Source organism: Mycolicibacter senuensis (genome assembly GCF_002101885.1).
Classification (GTDB): domain Bacteria; phylum Actinomycetota; class Actinomycetes; order Mycobacteriales; family Mycobacteriaceae; genus Mycobacterium; species Mycobacterium senuense.
In genome coordinates, this window is sequence record NZ_LQPS01000034.1 from 1 (window position 1) to 14,672 (window position 14,672).

A 14,672-nucleotide genomic window follows, 5' to 3' on the forward strand; every position below is an offset into this window, starting at 1 on the left:
CTCAACGTCGGGCTACAGCTCCGGCGTCGTCAACCCCTGTACCCACCGCCAGTTGACAAGACCTACAGCCAGTTAGCGGGCCTCGACGGAGGAGAGGCGAAGCTGGACCGCCGATTTAGCCCGGCGGATTGGTGAACCAGAGATTCTCCTCGCGCAGGTTCCGGCTGCGCCAGCCGTCGGCCGTGCGCACCAGCTCGTGGTGGTAGTAACCGCCGCAGTAGCTGAGCTCGGACATTCCCGGTAGCTGCATCGGGTTGTAGAACATCGCCCGCACCTGCGCGGAATCCGGTGTGTGGTCCAAGATCTCGATGTTGGTGATGTAGTGCATCGACATCGGTATCGCGGTGAAGCCGGCGGCCAACCAGTCGGCCACCTCGTCGCGGGTGCCGCAGACGGCCCCGGCCGACGAGTAATCGATGACAGCGTCATCGGTGAACACCGACCGGTACAGCGCCCAGTCCCTGGTATCGACCGCGCGGGCGTAGCGGTACAGCAGCGCGGAGATCTCCAAGCGGTCGTCCGCCGGGACGGCCGGCGTCATTCCGGCATGCCGATGGTCTTGATGTGCAGGTACTCGGTGAATCCCTGCGCGCCGTTGCGATATCCCAGCCCGCTTTGGCGGGTGCCGCCGAACGGGCTGTCGATGCCGAAGTGGCTCTTGCCGTTGATGCTGACGTTGCCGGTGCGCATCCGGGTCGCCACCGCCATCGCCCGGTCCACATCGGCGCTGCTGACCTCGCCGGACAGACCGTAGATCGAGTTGTTGGCGATCGCGACCGCCTCGTCGTCGGTGTCGTAGGGCGTGACGGTCAGTACCGGGCCGAAGATCTCCTCCTGTGCGACCTGGCTGTCCGGGTCGACGTCGGCCAGCAGGGTCGGCTGCACGTAGTAGCCGGTGGGCAGGTTCTCCGGGACACCGCCGCCGGTGATCAGCCGGGCGCCCGAGTCCAGACCGGAAGCGATCAACCCCAGCACCTTGCGCCGCTGGGTCTCGCTGATCTGCGGCCCCTGCATGTTGCCCGGGGTCCACGGATCACCCATCGGGAAGTTCTCCATCGACGCCTTGAGTACCGCCAAGCCTTCGTCGTAGCGGTTGCGGGGCAACAGGATCCGCGACGGAAGCACACAGCTCTGACCTGACATCACGCAGGCCATCATCGCCGCCAACGGCAGCGCGGAGTTGAAGTCCGCGTCATCGAGCACGATGTGGGCCGACTTGCCGCCGAGTTCGAGCAGGGTCTTCTTCACCGTTGGTGCCGCGGCGGCCAGGATGGCCCGGCCGGTGGCCGTGGAACCGGTGAAGGTGATCATGTCGACCCGCGGGTCGGCCGACAACGCCGCACCGACCTCGTTGGCGTTCGAGGTGACGACGTTGAAGACCCCGGCTGGGATGTCGGTCTTTTCGGCGACGATCCGGCCCAGCTCGCTACCGGACCACGGCGTGAGCTGCGCCGGCTTGAGCACCACGGTGTTGCCGGCCATCAACGCGGGCACGGTCTCGGCGATGTTGAGGTACAGCGGCACATTCCACGGCGTGATCGCACCGACCACGCCCTGCGGTTCGTAGTGCAGCTTGCGCCGCGCCGGGCCCAGCGGTGTGTCGTGCAGTCCGGTGTCCACCAGGTATTCGAAACCGCGGGCGTGATCGGCCCAGTGCTTCACTTCGGCGATGGGGGACTCGATCTGACTGCCGGTGACCGTGACCGGGCATCCCACCTCGGTGATCAGGATGCGGCGCAGCCGTTCCTTGTCGGCCTCCAGCGCGGCGTGCAACTGCATCAGGCAGTGGTGCCGGAACTCCAGATCGCGGGACCAGTCACTGGCGTCGAACGCGCGCCGGGCCGCGCCGACCGCGCGCGCCATGTCGTCGACGGTGCCGTCGGCGGCCGTCCCGGCTACCTGTTCACTGGCGGGGTGCACGACGTCGAACGTCGCCCCGCTGCCGGTCCCCACCAACTCGCCGTCGACGAGCATCCGGGTCTCGCCGGCCAACACGCCCGAATCATCTTGTACCGCAGTCATCACAGATCCTTCCGTCTGCGCGGTAACGCTACTCTATTAACGTAGAGCGAAGGAAGAGCCGACCCCGGCGACGATGCCAGAGATGAGCGCGTCCAGTTCCGCGGCGCTGCGGATGCTGCGGTCACCGCTGGCGAACGCCTGCATCACGCCGCTGATGAACATCATCACCACGTAGGCCTGCCGGTCGGCCAGTGCCCGGTCCGGCTTGTCCTGTAGCCGCAGCACCACGTCGACGATCAGGGCGCGGAACCGGTCACCGTAGCTGCGTAACGCCTCGTCGAGCAGTGGGTCCCGGCCGGCCTGCAGCGCGAGTTCGTAGCGGGCCTTGGTGCGGATCAGCCGCGCGCCGGTCGCCGTGCGCATCACCAGGGTCGCCAACCCGGACGGTTCGTCCGCGGTGAGTCCGGCCGGCGTTTGCGCCCTAGTCGCCGCGATCAGGTCCTTGAGATCCAGCTCGGAGACCCGGACCGCCACCGCTTGCAGCAGCGCCGACCGGGTGCGGAAGTAGAACGATGTGGTTCCATCGGGGACACCGGCTTTGCGGTCCACCTTGAGATGGCTGACCCCTTTGACGCCGTCATCGGCCAGCAGCCGGATCGCGGTATCGCACAGTTCGCGCCGGCGCTGATCCGGATTGGGCTTGCGTCGCATGGTTCCGCCGAGTCTAGCCCGTCATCTCTCTACTGTTGTAGAGTCGCGCGAATGAAGCTGGTATTCAACCTGCCCCACATGCTGCGACTGAAGGCGATGATGCAGCCGTGGGAGGCGGCTGTCACCGGCGCCGACCAGACCCGGATGGCCAAGTGCGCCGACGCGTGGGGCTACGACATGATCGCCGTCCCCGAGCACTTCGTGATTCCCACCGAGCACGTCGAGCTCTCCGGCCCGCACTATTTCCAGTCGACGGCCGCCCAGGCCTACCTCGCCGGCGCGACCGAGCGGATCCTGCTCAATTCGTGCGTCACCGTGCTGCCGCTGCACCAGCCCATCGTGCTCGCCAAGGCGCTCGCCACCGCCGACTGGCTCAGCGGCGGCCGGATGATGGTCACCTTCGGAGTGGGGTGGCTGCAGCGGGAATTCGAGCTGCTCGGCGTGCCGTTCGGTGAACGCGGACGGATCGCCGATGAGTACCTGGCGGCGATCATCGAGCTGTGGACCAGCGAGTCGCCCCGGTTCGACGGCCGCTACGTCTCCTTCGACGAGGTGGCGTTCGAGCCGAAACCGGTGCGCAAACCCCACCTGCCGATCTGGATCGGTGGTGACGCGGACGCCGTGTTGCGCCGGGCTGCGAAGTTCGCCTCGGGGTGGTGGAGTTTCCTGACGCCGCCGGAGCAGATCGCGCAACGGGTGGACTTCATCAAATCCCAGCCGGAATACGACGGGCGGCCCTTCGACGTGGTGCACGGGATGGCGACCACGCGGGTCGGGGAGGGCCACGTTGCCCGCGACGACCCGAACGCAGAAGCGGGAATGAGCGGCCAGGAGATCATCGATCGGCTGAACTGGCTCGCCGAGCAGGGTGTGACGGTCAGCGCCGTGCCGCTGCCCGCGGTGCGCGGCGTCGACGAGTACCTCGACTATGCGCAATGGGTGATCGAGGAGATCAAACCGAATATCGCGTGATTACCCCTGCGGCGCCACGATATTGGCGACCACCATGCGCAGGAACGGGCGGAACACGGCCTGGTCGTCGAGCAGGCTGTTCAGCGTGATGCCGTCATTGGCTGCCAGTACGACGCGGGCCAGTTCCAGTGCGGGCATGGCCAGCTCGCCGCCGAGTCGCGCGGCCCCCTTGCTGATGTAGTCGGCCAGGGCGTGTGCGGTCTCCTCGCGCTGGGCTGCGACGCGCTCGCGGGCCTCGGGATTGCGCAGTAGGAACAGCGTGAACTCGTAGCCGAGCACGGCGCGATCGGGGCCCTCGTGGGTGATCAGTTTGCGCCACCGGTCGGCGAGTTCATCGGTGTCGAGGTCGTCGAGCCGGTGGAAGGTGGCGATGACGTCGGCGAACCCGTCCAGAAACTGCTGGCGCTGACGTTCCACCACCGCGAGGAAAAGCTCTGCCTTGCTGCCGAAATGGGAGTAGATGGCGCCCCGGGTGTAGCCGGCCACGTCCGCGATATCCTCCAGTGCGGCACCGTCGAATCCTCGACGGGCGAACACTTGCTCGGCGGCGTCTAGCAGCAGGCCCCGGGTGTGCTCGAGGCGTCGTTGCTTTGTCCAACGTTCGGCCATCGGCCAATCCTTCCATGGTGACGGTGAGCGGTCGGGGCTTCGGCTGTGTGAGCCGGCCGGAACATTTCGGCGGTAGCCACCTCTGCCTCCAGGCCGGCGGCCCGCAGGGCGTGGGCCTTGAATGCGCGGGCTCCCGCGCTGAGCCGATGCCGAAACCCATACCCGTCCAGCTCGAGAGGCCCGCAGACGTAGTACTCGACCTGCGGTGTCTCGTCGAGGTCATCGGAGCCCACTCTGATTGTCACCACCGGGTTTGCCAAATCAGGCAGCGTGGAATGACTCTCACGTCCACGGATCTCGGCCCCGAGAATGTCCAGCGCACGATCGTCTGACGGATTCGGTACCAGCACCACGACGTCCCAGCCACCGAGGGCGCGGTCGCAGATCAGACCGCCGGCCCAGAGCACCGCGTCTGCCGGCTCGGCTGCCCAGACCTCCAGTTTTGACCGCACTACGTGCAACCTCCTGCGATTCTGGCCTGTGAGGCAGGCCACTAATCATCGTCCTTGTATCAAATATACAACGATGTATAGTCGTGATGCCAGTCACAAGCAAGGAGGCTCTCTCATGCAGACAACGCTCCCGGGGAATTGGGTCGACAACGCCACGACCCTCGACGACATCGGCCCCGATCGGTACCGGATGCAGATTCCGACCGAGCGCTACACCACGGCGGAATTCGCTGCAGTGGAACGCGATTCGATCTGGATGAAGACCTGGCAGGTTGCCGGGCGCGTCGATGAACTCGCCAAGGCCGGGGACTGGAAGCAGTACAAGATCCTGGACCAGTCGTTCATCGTGGTGCGCGGCAAGGACGACAAGATCCGCGGTTTTGTCAATGCCTGTCGGCACCGCGGCAACCTGCTCTGCCCGGAGGCGCGTGGCAACACCAAGCGCAACTTCTTGTGCAACTACCACCTGTGGTCCTATGACCTGCAGGGCAAGCTCACCGGCATGCTGCGGGAGGACCTGGCCGGCCCGATCGACAAAGACACCCACGGACTGATCGAAGTCCCAGTGGACACCTTTGCCGGATTCATCTTCCTCAACCCGGACCCGCATGCCGCCCCGCTGACCGAGTTCATCGGCGACGAGATCACCGCGATGCTGGCGCCGTATCACCTCGACGAGATGGTGACCGTGATGGACGTGACCGAGCGCATCGACTGCAACTGGAAGGTCGTCATGGACGCCTTCCAGGAGGGCTACCACATCAACGGCATCCACCCGCAGCTGCTGCGCGTCATCAACATCGACCCGGCAACAACCCGGTACCGGTTCTTCGATCAGCACTCCGTTGCCGTCGCACCGTTCGACGTCGTCGGTGCTACGCCGGCAGACCAAGTCGAGGGGACCATGGCACTGCCCGATACCTTCCCGTCGACAGCCGCCGTGTTGCCCCGATTCAAAGAGCTTGTGGCAGAGTGCGAGTCGGATGGTGAGCTGCGCTTCCCCGAGGGAGTCAGCGCGCGCACCCTGCTGCAGCGGGCGACCCGGGACACGTTGACCGGCATGGGACTTGACGTCGGCGGCCTGACCGACGCGCAGATGAGCGACAGCCATGGGTGGGTGCTGTTCCCCAACTTCTTCATGACCATCCGCGCCGGGGAGTGTCACGTCATCATGGCGCTGCCGGACCCGGACGGAGACCCACACCGGTGCGTCTGGCATGTGGCCAGCTACATGTATCTTCCCGAAGAGATGAAGGCGGCCTTCACCGTTGAACCGGTGGTTGTCGATGAGCCGGGCAGCTATCAGTATTTCGAGGCGCTGCAGCAGGACTACGACCAGATGCCGCGCCAGCAGGTCGGGCTGCGCAACAACATGCTCACCTACATGGCCCTGGTCAAGGAGGAAGTCGTGATCGCGCACTTCCACTCGGCCGTCGACAAGTGCCTCGCGGCCATCTCCAAATCCTGAAGACGTCCAAATCCTGAACAGTTAAGGAGCAGCATGAACACCCAAGAACGCATCGAACACCACCGCCGCATGGCGGAGGCATACCGCAACGCCTATCTGCGCCAAGGGGTCCAGGATGGCGAGACTTACGAGGCATGGGCCTTCGCCGACGACGGCGTCTACGTATCACCGTACTTCACCGGCGATCAGGTCTTCCTGCTCAAGGACTTTCCCGCCGACACCGCACAGGCCGCGACGATGGAGGCCAAGGCCTACTCGCTGACATTCCCCGATTGGAAGCCGGCCAGCTTCAACTACTGGCCGGCTGACAACGGGTTCGTGATGAAGACCCGTTGGCAGGGCACCACCAAAGATGGAAAGACCATGGGCTTCTACTCCTACAGCTTCGTCGAGACCAACGACAAGGGCGAGGTGGCGCGGTGGGAGACGCACGTCAACGACGAGTACAGCCCGTTTTTGGAGATTGCGATCGGAGTCAGCGGCCCGTTCCAGGGAACGACCGAGTACGTCGACGCACTACACCGCTGCCTGGACAAGGCTGGGATCTCCAGCTGAGGCTCGTTACCTGAGAAGGATTGTGATGAAAGACATCAATGCGGTCATCGATGACTACACCGGCCGCGCGCACACCGTCCTGCGCTACAGCCAGACGGTCAAACAGTTGGTCGATGCCGCCAAGCAGCCCGACTTCACCGCCGATTCCTGGGCCCCATTGGGAGAGCTTGTCGACACGGAAGAATTCGAGCGTGTCGGCAACTTCAAAGAGGTGATGAACTGGACTGAATACATCGAATTCATGACCAACTGGGCCGCCTCCTCGGAATGGGAGGGGTCGTTCAAACGGATCAGCGAGATCGACGGCGTGGTCTTCCTGGAACTCGAGGAGCGCAGCCAGGTCGGGGACTTCTCCTCGGTGGTGAATTCGCTGTCGGTGTACGAGTTCACCGAGGACGGAAAGATCCGGCATATTGACCTGTATCTGCAGATGGCACTGCCGAACATGGACATGCTGGAGAGCTATGACGGAGTGGAGATCTCCGGATGACCATCGATACCAACCCGGTCGACGTCGACAGGGTGGACTTCTTCACCGATAAGGCGTTGCTGCACGACCCGTACGCGTACCTCGCGCAGCTGCGCGGCGAATGTCCGTTGCGCCGGGAGTCGCACCACGGTGTGGTGATGGTGACCGGGTACGACGAGGGCATCGCTATCTACAACGACCATGAGCGGTTCTCGGCCTGCGTCTCGGTGACCGGGCCGTTCCCCGGCTTTCCGGTTCCGCTGGACGGCGACTTGGAAAGGGGAGACGTCTCGGAGCTGATCGAAGAGCACCGGGACGAACTGCCGTTCAGTGATCAGCTGCCCACGTTCGATCCCCCCAAGCACACTGCCCACCGGGAACTGCTCGCCCGGATGATCACGCCCAAGCGGCTCAAGGAGAACCAAGAATTCATCTGGCGGCTGGCCGATGAGCGGTACGACGAGGTGCTGATCGACGGGTCGTGCGAGTTCATCAACGATTTCGCCAATCCGTTCGCGATGCTGGTGATCGCCGATCTGCTCGGTGTCCCGGATTCTGACCATGACGAGTTCCGCGCGGAGCTGTTGAAGGGCAGTACCGGGACCATCGGCAGCAGCTCCGGTGATGCGATGGCACATACGCCGCTGGAGTATCTGTACGGCAAATTCAGCACCTACATCTCCGAGCGCCGTGCCGAGCCGCGGGATGACGTGCTGACCGGCGTGGCCTCGGCGACGTTCCCGGACGGCAGCACGCCCGAGGTGATCGACGCGGTGCGGGTGGCGTCCAACCTGTTTGCCGCCGGACAGGAGACCACCGTGCGTCTGCTGTCGACGGCGGTCATGATCTTCGCCGAAGACCAAGCGCTGCAACGCAAGTTGCGGGACAACCGTGATCTGCTGCCGCGGTTCATCGAGGAATGCCTGCGCTATGAAAGTCCGGTGCGCGGCGACTTCCGGATGGCCAGGGTGCCGGTCACCGTCGGCGGGGTCGATATCCCGGCCGGCACCATCGTCATGCTGGTCAACGCGGCGATGAATCGGGATCCACGCAAGTTCGACGCCCCCGACGTCTTCGACCCCGAGCGTGCCAACGCCCGCAACCATGTGGCCTTCGGCCGGGGTGTGCACAGCTGCCCGGGGGCCCCACTGGCCCGCACCGAGGCGGTCGTCTGCCTTGAGCGACTCTTCGACCGCACCTCCGAAATCTGGATCGATGAGGAGATGCACGGCCCGCCGGGGGAGCGCAGGTATCGGTACCTGCCGACGTTTATCTTGCGTGGCCTGACCAGGCTGCACATCCGATTCACGCCATAGCGTGCCCCCTGGATTAATTCAGTCGCTTGACTGATCCGGCCGAAGCGGGTTGAGTCGAACCGCTGCGGTGTTCCGGTTCTGCGAAGGGTGGTCGATGGTCAACGAGCTGGCGGGCAAGACGGCGATCGTCACCGGGGGCGCATCGGGTCTCGGCCGTGGCATCGCCGAACGGTTCCTCGCCGAAGGCGCCAGGGTGGTCCTCGCCGATCTGGAGCCCGAGCGCGGTGCGGCGCTCGCCGGTGAACTCGGTGCCGACACCGTCTTCCGGGTCGCCGACGTCGCCGACCCGCAACAGGTCAGCGACCTGGTTGACGCCGCCGTCGAGACGTTCGGCGGACTCGACATCATGGTCAACAACGCCGGTGTCTCGGGCACGATGCACGACCGATTCCTCGACGACGACCTGGCTGACTTCCACCGGATCATGGCGATCAATGTGCTCGGCGTGATGGCCGGAACCCGCGATGCCGCGCGGCGGATGTCCAAGGCCGGCGGGGGTTCGATCATCAATCTGACCTCGATCGGCGGCATCCAGGCGGGCGGCGGGGTGATGACCTACCGCGCGTCGAAGGCCGCCGTCATCCAGTTCACCAAGTCCGCCGCGATCGAATTGGCCTACTACGACATCCGGGTCAATGCCATCGCACCCGGCAACATTCCGACGCCGTTCGTGGCGTCGTCGGCCGCAGCGGGCCTGGATCCGGAGGCGGTGACGCGCTACGAAGCGGCGATTCGCGAGACGATGCGGGCCGACCGGCCCCTCAAGCGGGAGGGCACCGCTGCCGACGTCGCCGAGGCCGCGCTGTACCTCGCCGGTGAACGATCCCGCTACGTGACGGGCATCGTGCTGCCGGTCGACGGCGGCACGGTGGCCGGAAAGGCCATCCGGCGGCGCAGCGATCAGAAACATTAAATCAATCACTTGACTTAATTATCGGGACGGGGTTGACTGGCGCCGTGACCACCGCTGATCGGGCCGTGCGGGCTGAGCGGGCCAACAGCACGCGGGAGGCGATCCTGACCGCCGCGGAACGGCTGTTCGCCGACCACGGGGTGTTCGCCGTCTCCAACCGCCAGGTCAGCGAGGCCGCCGGCCAGGGCAACAACGCCGCCGTCGGCTACCACTTCGGCACCAAGGTCGACCTGGTGCGCGAGATCGAACGCCGGCACCGGGCGCCCGTCGAGCGGTTGCGCGAACAGCTGGTCGCCGCAGCCGCCGATTCCACCGAACTGCGCGACTGGGTGTCCTGCCTGGTCCGGCCACTGACCGACCACCTTGCCGCACTGGGAAACCCGACCTGGTACGCGCGGTTCGCCGCACAAGTTATGGCAGATCCGGCCTACCACGACATCGTCGTGAAGGACGCGCTCAGTTCACCGTCGCTGGTGCAGGTCATCGACGGCATCAACCGTTGCCTGCCAGACCTTCCGGTGCCGGTTCGCCAGGGCCGCAACGTGATGGCCCGAAACCTGTTGATGCACACCTGCGCCGACCACGAACGTGCACTGGCGTCGGGCGGGTCGGCGTCCATCAGCTGGGCCGAGGCCGGGTCCGGCCTCATCGACGCGATCGTGGGATTGTGGCTGGCGCCGGTCACCGGAGTGCAGGGAGGTTCACCATGAAAGTGACCGCCGACCAGGACATCTGCGCATCATCGGGGCAGTGCGTCGGGTTCGCCCCCCGGGTATTCGACCAACGTGACGAGGACGGCGTCGTCGTCGTGCTCGACGAGAACCCGCCCGAAGAACTGGCCGAGGCCGTTCGGCAAGCAGCCCGAGTCTGTCCATCCGGAGCCATCAAGATCGTCGAGGAGTAGAGCGTGACCGACGCAACCACCATTGCGGCCACCGCAACACCGGAGTACCCGATGAGCCGGGACGGCCGGTGTCCGTTCGCGCCGCCGCCGGAGACCATGGCGCTGGCCGCGGAGCGGCCGCTGAGCCGGGTGCGGATCTGGGACGGCAGCACGCCGTGGCTGATCACCGGCTACGAGGCGGTGCGCGCGCTGTTCTCCGATCCCCGGGTCAGCGTCGACGACCACCAGCCCGGTTTCCCGCACTGGAACGAGATGATGCGCGCCAGCGTCGACCACCGGCCCAAGTCGGTGTTCACCACCGATGGCGCCGAACACATCCGCTACCGGCGGATCCTGTCCCCGGCCCTGACCATGAAACGGGTCGACGCGCTGACCCCGGTGGCGCAACGGATCACCGATGAGCACCTCGACGCGATCCTGGCCGGCCCGCAACCGGCCGACCTGATCGAGGGATTCGCGTTGCCGATTCCCTCCCTGGTGATCAGCGAACTGCTCGGCGTGCCCTACGAGGACCACGAGTTCTTCCAGCAGCACGCCACCATGGGCGTGGACCGCAACGCCACCTCCGACGACCTCGCCGAGGGCGCCACCGGACTGTCGAAGTACCTGGTCCGGCTGCTGGAGACCAGGATGGCCGAGCCGGCCGACGACATGGTCTCCGCCCTGGGCAAGCGAGTGAAAGACGGGGAGCTGTCCATACGCGAGGCCACCCAACTCGGCACCGGGATGCTCATCGCCGGCCATGAGACCACCGCCAACATGATCGGCCTGGGCATCGTGGCGTTGCTGGGAGAGCCCGACAAGATCGACGAACGCACCGCGGTGTTCCGCGGCGACGACGACGCCGCGATCGCCAACGCGGTCGAGGAACTGCTGCGCTACCTGTCGATCATCCACACCGGCCAGCGCCGGGTCGCTCTCGAGGACATCGAGATCGGCGGTGAGACCATCCGCGCCGGCGAGGGCATCATCATCGACCTGGCCCCGGCCAACTGGGACCCCGCCGTCTTCCCCGAGCCCGAGCTGCTCGACCTGGCCCGGCCGGCCCGCCAGCACATGGCCTTCGGCTTCGGCCCGCACCAGTGCGTGGGCCAGCAGCTGGCGCGCGCCGAGATGGTGATCGCCTTCCGAACCCTGTTCCGCCGCATCCCGACGCTGCAGCTCGCGGTGGGCGTCGATGAGATCCCGTTCAAGAACGACCGGCTCGCCTACGGCGTCTACGAACTCCCCGTCACCTGGTAACCGCCCGATTGGAGTGGATTGACATGTCCAGCACAATAACTCGAGACGCCACGTTCTATCCCCCCGGTGGGTACGGGGCACCCAAGGACCGTCGCGGGCAGGCCGGACGGGATGTCGGCCTGCCGGCCGGGACCGAGGTGTTCTCCGCCGACAACCACATCTCGATAGCCGACGACATCTTCTATCAGCGCTTCCCCGAGGACCTGCGCGACAAGGCGCCCCGGATCTGGTACGAGGACGGCGCCTACATGGTCGGGCGCAAGGGCCAGACCTTCCTGCCGGGCGACTTCTCGGCGGTGCTGATGCAGTACGACGACCTGGCCGGCGCCGCCAGCAGCAACATCGAGGCCCGGATCCAGGAGCTGGCCAGCGACGGTGTCGACAAGGAGCTGGCGTTCCCCAATGCGGTGCTGGCGCTGTTCCACTTCCCCGACAAGGGGCTGCGGGAGCGGGTTTTCCGCATCTACAACGAGCACATGGCGGAGCTGCAGGAGCGCTCCGGCGGCCGCTTCTACGGGGTCGGACTGATCAACTGGTGGGATCCGGTCGGCACCCGGCGCAACCTGGAAGAGCTGAAATCCCTGGGCCTCAAGACCTTCCTGTTGCCGCTGAATCCGGGCAAGGACGACGACGGCAACGTCATCGACTACTCCGGCGCGACGATGCGCCCGGTGTGGGATGAGATCGAGGCGGCCGGGTTGCCGGCGACCCACCACATCGGCGAGACCCCGCCGAAAACCCCGTGCGAGATCAACAGTGTCGTGGTCGGCATGATGATCAACGTCGACTCGTTCCGGGAGATGTTCTCCAAGTACATCTTCGGCGGGATCCTTGACCGCAATCCCGGGCTGCGGGTCGGCTGGTTCGAAGGGGGAATCGCCTGGGTGCCCTCGGCGCTGCAGGACGCCGAACATCTGCTCGCCTCCTATCAGCACATGTTCAACCACCAGTTGGAGCATCCGATTCGGCATTACTGGGACACCAACATGAGCGCGTCGTTCATGGTCGATCCGCTGGGCCTGCGGCTCATCGACGAGATCGGGGTGGACAAGGTGATGTGGTCGTCGGACTACCCGCACAACGAGAGCACCTTCGGCTACTCGGAGAAGTCGCTGACCAGTGTGGTCAACGCGTTGGGACCCGAGGACGCCGCAAAAGTGGTGAGCACCAACATCAAGAAGTTCCTGGGGGTCTGATGGCGCCGGCTGCGGCAACGCTGCCGGCCGCGGCCGGCAGCGTTGAGATCGCAGATGTCCCGGACCGGTCCCGGTTGCGCCGGGAGACCGGGGCCCGGTTGCGTGCGGCGATGGCCGAACGGGGAATCGATGCCCTGGTGCTACTGGGCAACGACGCCGTCACCTATGCAACCGGAACCAGCCGGCGGCTCGGCGATGCCGGACTATCCCACGTGGACCGACCGGTGGCGGTGGTCCTCGTCGATGACCCGGACCCGCACCTGTTCCTACCGTTCCATCGAGGCGGCTCGGAGAACCCGGAGTTGCCGGCCGATCACTTACACGGGCCGGTGTACCTCGAATTCGACGAAGGCGTGGCGCAGTTCGCCAAGGAGATCGCCGAACTCATCCCGGCCGGGGCCGCGGTCGGGGTAGACGAGTGCACCGGTGCCATGCGCCGCGCTCAACAGCAGCTGTTCGGCGGCCGGCGGCCGATCGATGCGATACAGGTGGTCGCCGACGCCACGTTGATCAAGACCGCCGATGAGCTGTCCTACATCCGTGCGGCCTGCCGGATCACCGAGCAGTCGATGGCCGCCGCGCAGGCGATGCTGGCGCCCGGCGTCCGCCAACTCGACCTGTCGGCCCACTTTTTGCGGCGGGCGTTCGAATTGGGCGCGGACGCCAGCATGTTCGAACCGATCTGGCAGGTGATGCCGGCCAGCAGGGCGGCCGGGGTGTGGACCACCCACGGTGAGTTGGCGCTGCCGCTGCTGGCCACCGGACGCGAGCTGACCGCCGGCGACGTGCTGTGGAGCCAGGTCTCGATCAGCAGCGGTGGGTACTGCGCAGCGCTCGGGCGAACCTGGGTCGTCGGAGCCGAACCGACGCCACGCCAGCGCGCCCAGTTCCGCAGGTGGCGGGAGATCATCTCGGCCATGCAGGAAGTGATCCGCGCGGGCTGCAATGCCGCCGACGTCGCTCGCGCGGCCACTGCCGCCAACGCCGGCGTGCGGCCGTGGCTGCCGCACGGTTGCCTCGGCCACGGTATCGGTGTGACCGATACCGAGATGCCCAAGATCGGCACCGACCTGGGCGCGGAGTTCGACCGGAACTTCGTCTTCGAGCCGGGCATGGTGCTGGTGCTGGAGCCGATGGTGTGGGAGGACGGCACCGGTGGTTACCGCGGTGAAGAAGTCATGGTGATCACCGAGGAAGGCTTCATCTCGCTGACCGACTACCCGTTCGCACCCTATGAGCACTGACGTTCTGCCCGATGTCACCGGGCTGCGTTGCGGGCGGCGTGAGCGTGCCCTGGCGCAGATGGCGGCCCACGACCTCGATGTGCTGGTACTGGGGCGGCAGGCCAACGTCCGCTATGTCACCGGTGCGCCGCAGCGCTGGATGGCGGGCACCCGGCCGTTCTCGCCCAACTGCGTGCTGGTGCGCGCAACCGGCGCCATCCACCTGCTGAGCAGCTGGGACGACGGTGTCCCCGACGACATCCCGCACCACAATCTCTACGAGATATCGTGCAATCCGACGAACATCGTTGCCGCGGTGGCACATATCGAGGGCGCCCTCACCGCGCGCCGGGTCGGAACCGACGCGATCTCACCGCTGTTCGCCCAGCTGCTGCCGCTGGCTTTCCCCAAAGCCGAACTCGTCGACGGTGAACCGGCCATGCGGGCGGCCCGCGCTATCAAGACGCCCGATGAGCTCACCGCACTGCGCAGCGCCATCGCCGTCGCGGAATCGGCGCTGGCCGCCACGGTGAACGCACTGGAACCCGGCGTCGATGAGGCGGCCCTGGCCGGGGCGATGATGCAGGCGACGGCGGCCCGCGGGGGCACTCCGGCGAACCAGGACGTCGCCTGGGTGACCTCCCGCGACCACCCGTGGCGACGGGCGGGCGGCGACGGGC

General features: G+C 66.1%; 16 protein-coding genes. 12 read left to right on the forward strand and 4 right to left on the reverse strand.

What is annotated here, in order from left to right; all coding sequences use genetic code 11:
• Window positions 1–115 precede the first annotated feature (115 nt).
• From AWC24_RS09725 to AWC24_RS09735, 3 genes are read right to left on the reverse strand one after another with little or no spacing between them, the layout of a single operon-like run.
• Complete coding sequence (locus AWC24_RS09725) at window positions 116–541, reverse strand: nuclear transport factor 2 family protein (protein ID WP_085084372.1); 426 nt, start codon at window positions 539–541, stop codon at window positions 116–118.
• Window positions 538–2,022 carry an aldehyde dehydrogenase family protein gene (locus AWC24_RS09730; protein WP_085084374.1) on the reverse strand — a complete coding sequence of 495 codons (1,485 nt, stop codon included), beginning with the start codon at window positions 2,020–2,022 and terminating at the stop codon, window positions 538–540. The genes AWC24_RS09725 and AWC24_RS09730 overlap by 4 nt, the downstream gene beginning before the upstream one ends.
• A 36-nt stretch (window positions 2,023–2,058) precedes the next feature.
• A complete protein-coding gene (locus tag AWC24_RS09735) occupies window positions 2,059–2,673 on the reverse strand; it encodes a TetR/AcrR family transcriptional regulator (RefSeq protein ID WP_085084376.1) in 615 nt (204 codons plus the stop codon).
• 51 nt (window positions 2,674–2,724) lie between these two features.
• Here AWC24_RS09735 and AWC24_RS09740 point away from each other — a divergent pair, with 51 nt between their 5' ends.
• Window positions 2,725–3,645, forward strand: coding sequence for a TIGR03619 family F420-dependent LLM class oxidoreductase (locus tag AWC24_RS09740; protein ID WP_085084378.1), 921 nt, complete (start codon window positions 2,725–2,727; stop codon window positions 3,643–3,645).
• On the opposite strand, the gene AWC24_RS09745 is transcribed toward AWC24_RS09740, so the two are convergent.
• The gene (locus AWC24_RS09745; RefSeq protein ID WP_085084380.1) at window positions 3,646–4,254 is read right to left on the reverse strand and encodes a TetR/AcrR family transcriptional regulator; all 609 of its coding nucleotides are present in this window, start codon (window positions 4,252–4,254) and stop codon (window positions 3,646–3,648) included.
• A gap of 567 nt (window positions 4,255–4,821) precedes the next feature.
• Between AWC24_RS09745 and AWC24_RS09755 the strand changes: the two genes are divergently transcribed.
• The 11 genes from AWC24_RS09755 to AWC24_RS09805 form a co-directional block, all read left to right on the forward strand.
• Window positions 4,822–6,174, forward strand: coding sequence for an aromatic ring-hydroxylating oxygenase subunit alpha (locus AWC24_RS09755; protein WP_085084383.1), 1,353 nt, complete (start codon window positions 4,822–4,824; stop codon window positions 6,172–6,174).
• A 33-nt stretch (window positions 6,175–6,207) separates the two neighbouring features.
• Complete coding sequence (locus tag AWC24_RS09760; RefSeq protein ID WP_085084385.1) at window positions 6,208–6,729, forward strand: hypothetical protein; 522 nt, start codon at window positions 6,208–6,210, stop codon at window positions 6,727–6,729.
• A gap of 25 nt (window positions 6,730–6,754) precedes the next feature.
• Window positions 6,755–7,219 carry a hypothetical protein gene (locus AWC24_RS09765; protein WP_085084387.1) on the forward strand — a complete coding sequence of 155 codons (465 nt, stop codon included), beginning with the start codon at window positions 6,755–6,757 and terminating at the stop codon, window positions 7,217–7,219.
• Entirely contained in the window at window positions 7,216–8,514 is a 1,299-nt protein-coding gene (locus AWC24_RS09770) for a cytochrome P450 (RefSeq protein ID WP_085084389.1), read from the forward strand. Before AWC24_RS09765 ends, AWC24_RS09770 begins: the two co-directional genes overlap by 4 nt.
• Before the next feature lie 94 nt (window positions 8,515–8,608).
• Window positions 8,609–9,427: an SDR family NAD(P)-dependent oxidoreductase gene (locus AWC24_RS09775; RefSeq protein ID WP_085084399.1), complete on the forward strand. Its 819-nt coding sequence runs from the start codon at window positions 8,609–8,611 to the stop codon at window positions 9,425–9,427.
• A gap of 44 nt (window positions 9,428–9,471) precedes the next feature.
• Complete coding sequence (locus AWC24_RS09780; protein ID WP_085084391.1) at window positions 9,472–10,137, forward strand: TetR/AcrR family transcriptional regulator; 666 nt, start codon at window positions 9,472–9,474, stop codon at window positions 10,135–10,137.
• Window positions 10,134–10,331 (forward strand): ferredoxin, encoded by a 198-nt coding sequence (locus AWC24_RS09785; protein WP_085084393.1) that lies wholly within the window; start codon window positions 10,134–10,136, stop codon window positions 10,329–10,331. The genes AWC24_RS09780 and AWC24_RS09785 overlap by 4 nt, the downstream gene beginning before the upstream one ends.
• Window positions 10,332–10,382: 51 nt before the next feature.
• A complete protein-coding gene (locus AWC24_RS09790) occupies window positions 10,383–11,573 on the forward strand; it encodes a cytochrome P450 (protein WP_085084401.1) in 1,191 nt (396 codons plus the stop codon).
• Between the two features lie 23 nt (window positions 11,574–11,596).
• A complete protein-coding gene (locus AWC24_RS09795; protein ID WP_085084395.1) occupies window positions 11,597–12,769 on the forward strand; it encodes an amidohydrolase family protein in 1,173 nt (390 codons plus the stop codon).
• A complete protein-coding gene (locus AWC24_RS09800; RefSeq protein ID WP_085084397.1) occupies window positions 12,769–14,013 on the forward strand; it encodes a M24 family metallopeptidase in 1,245 nt (414 codons plus the stop codon). The genes AWC24_RS09795 and AWC24_RS09800 overlap by 1 nt, the downstream gene beginning before the upstream one ends.
• Window positions 14,003–14,672 (forward strand): M24 family metallopeptidase (locus AWC24_RS09805; RefSeq protein WP_207568313.1); only part of this gene is annotated, 670 nt, incomplete at its 3' end. The genes AWC24_RS09800 and AWC24_RS09805, both read left to right, overlap by 11 nt.

What these genes read in the sequence shown, in the direction of transcription:
- AWC24_RS09725 (WP_085084372.1), bottom strand. Translation starts at nt 541, where the DNA reads ATGACGCCGGCCGTCCCGGCGGACGACCGCTTGGAGATCTCCGCGCTG.
- AWC24_RS09730 (WP_085084374.1), bottom strand. Translation starts at nt 2,022, where the DNA reads ATGACTGCGGTACAAGATGATTCGGGCGTGTTGGCCGGCGAGACCCGG.
- AWC24_RS09735 (WP_085084376.1), bottom strand. Translation starts at nt 2,673, where the DNA reads ATGCGACGCAAGCCCAATCCGGATCAGCGCCGGCGCGAACTGTGCGAT.
- AWC24_RS09740 (WP_085084378.1), top strand. Translation starts at nt 2,725, where the DNA reads ATGAAGCTGGTATTCAACCTGCCCCACATGCTGCGACTGAAGGCGATG.
- AWC24_RS09745 (WP_085084380.1), bottom strand. Translation starts at nt 4,254, where the DNA reads ATGGCCGAACGTTGGACAAAGCAACGACGCCTCGAGCACACCCGGGGC.
- AWC24_RS09755 (WP_085084383.1), top strand. Translation starts at nt 4,822, where the DNA reads ATGCAGACAACGCTCCCGGGGAATTGGGTCGACAACGCCACGACCCTC.
- AWC24_RS09760 (WP_085084385.1), top strand. Translation starts at nt 6,208, where the DNA reads ATGAACACCCAAGAACGCATCGAACACCACCGCCGCATGGCGGAGGCA.
- AWC24_RS09765 (WP_085084387.1), top strand. Translation starts at nt 6,755, where the DNA reads ATGAAAGACATCAATGCGGTCATCGATGACTACACCGGCCGCGCGCAC.
- AWC24_RS09770 (WP_085084389.1), top strand. Translation starts at nt 7,216, where the DNA reads ATGACCATCGATACCAACCCGGTCGACGTCGACAGGGTGGACTTCTTC.
- AWC24_RS09775 (WP_085084399.1), top strand. Translation starts at nt 8,609, where the DNA reads ATGGTCAACGAGCTGGCGGGCAAGACGGCGATCGTCACCGGGGGCGCA.
- AWC24_RS09785 (WP_085084393.1), top strand. Translation starts at nt 10,134, where the DNA reads ATGAAAGTGACCGCCGACCAGGACATCTGCGCATCATCGGGGCAGTGC.
- AWC24_RS09790 (WP_085084401.1), top strand. Translation starts at nt 10,383, where the DNA reads ATGAGCCGGGACGGCCGGTGTCCGTTCGCGCCGCCGCCGGAGACCATG.
- AWC24_RS09795 (WP_085084395.1), top strand. Translation starts at nt 11,597, where the DNA reads ATGTCCAGCACAATAACTCGAGACGCCACGTTCTATCCCCCCGGTGGG.
- AWC24_RS09800 (WP_085084397.1), top strand. Translation starts at nt 12,769, where the DNA reads ATGGCGCCGGCTGCGGCAACGCTGCCGGCCGCGGCCGGCAGCGTTGAG.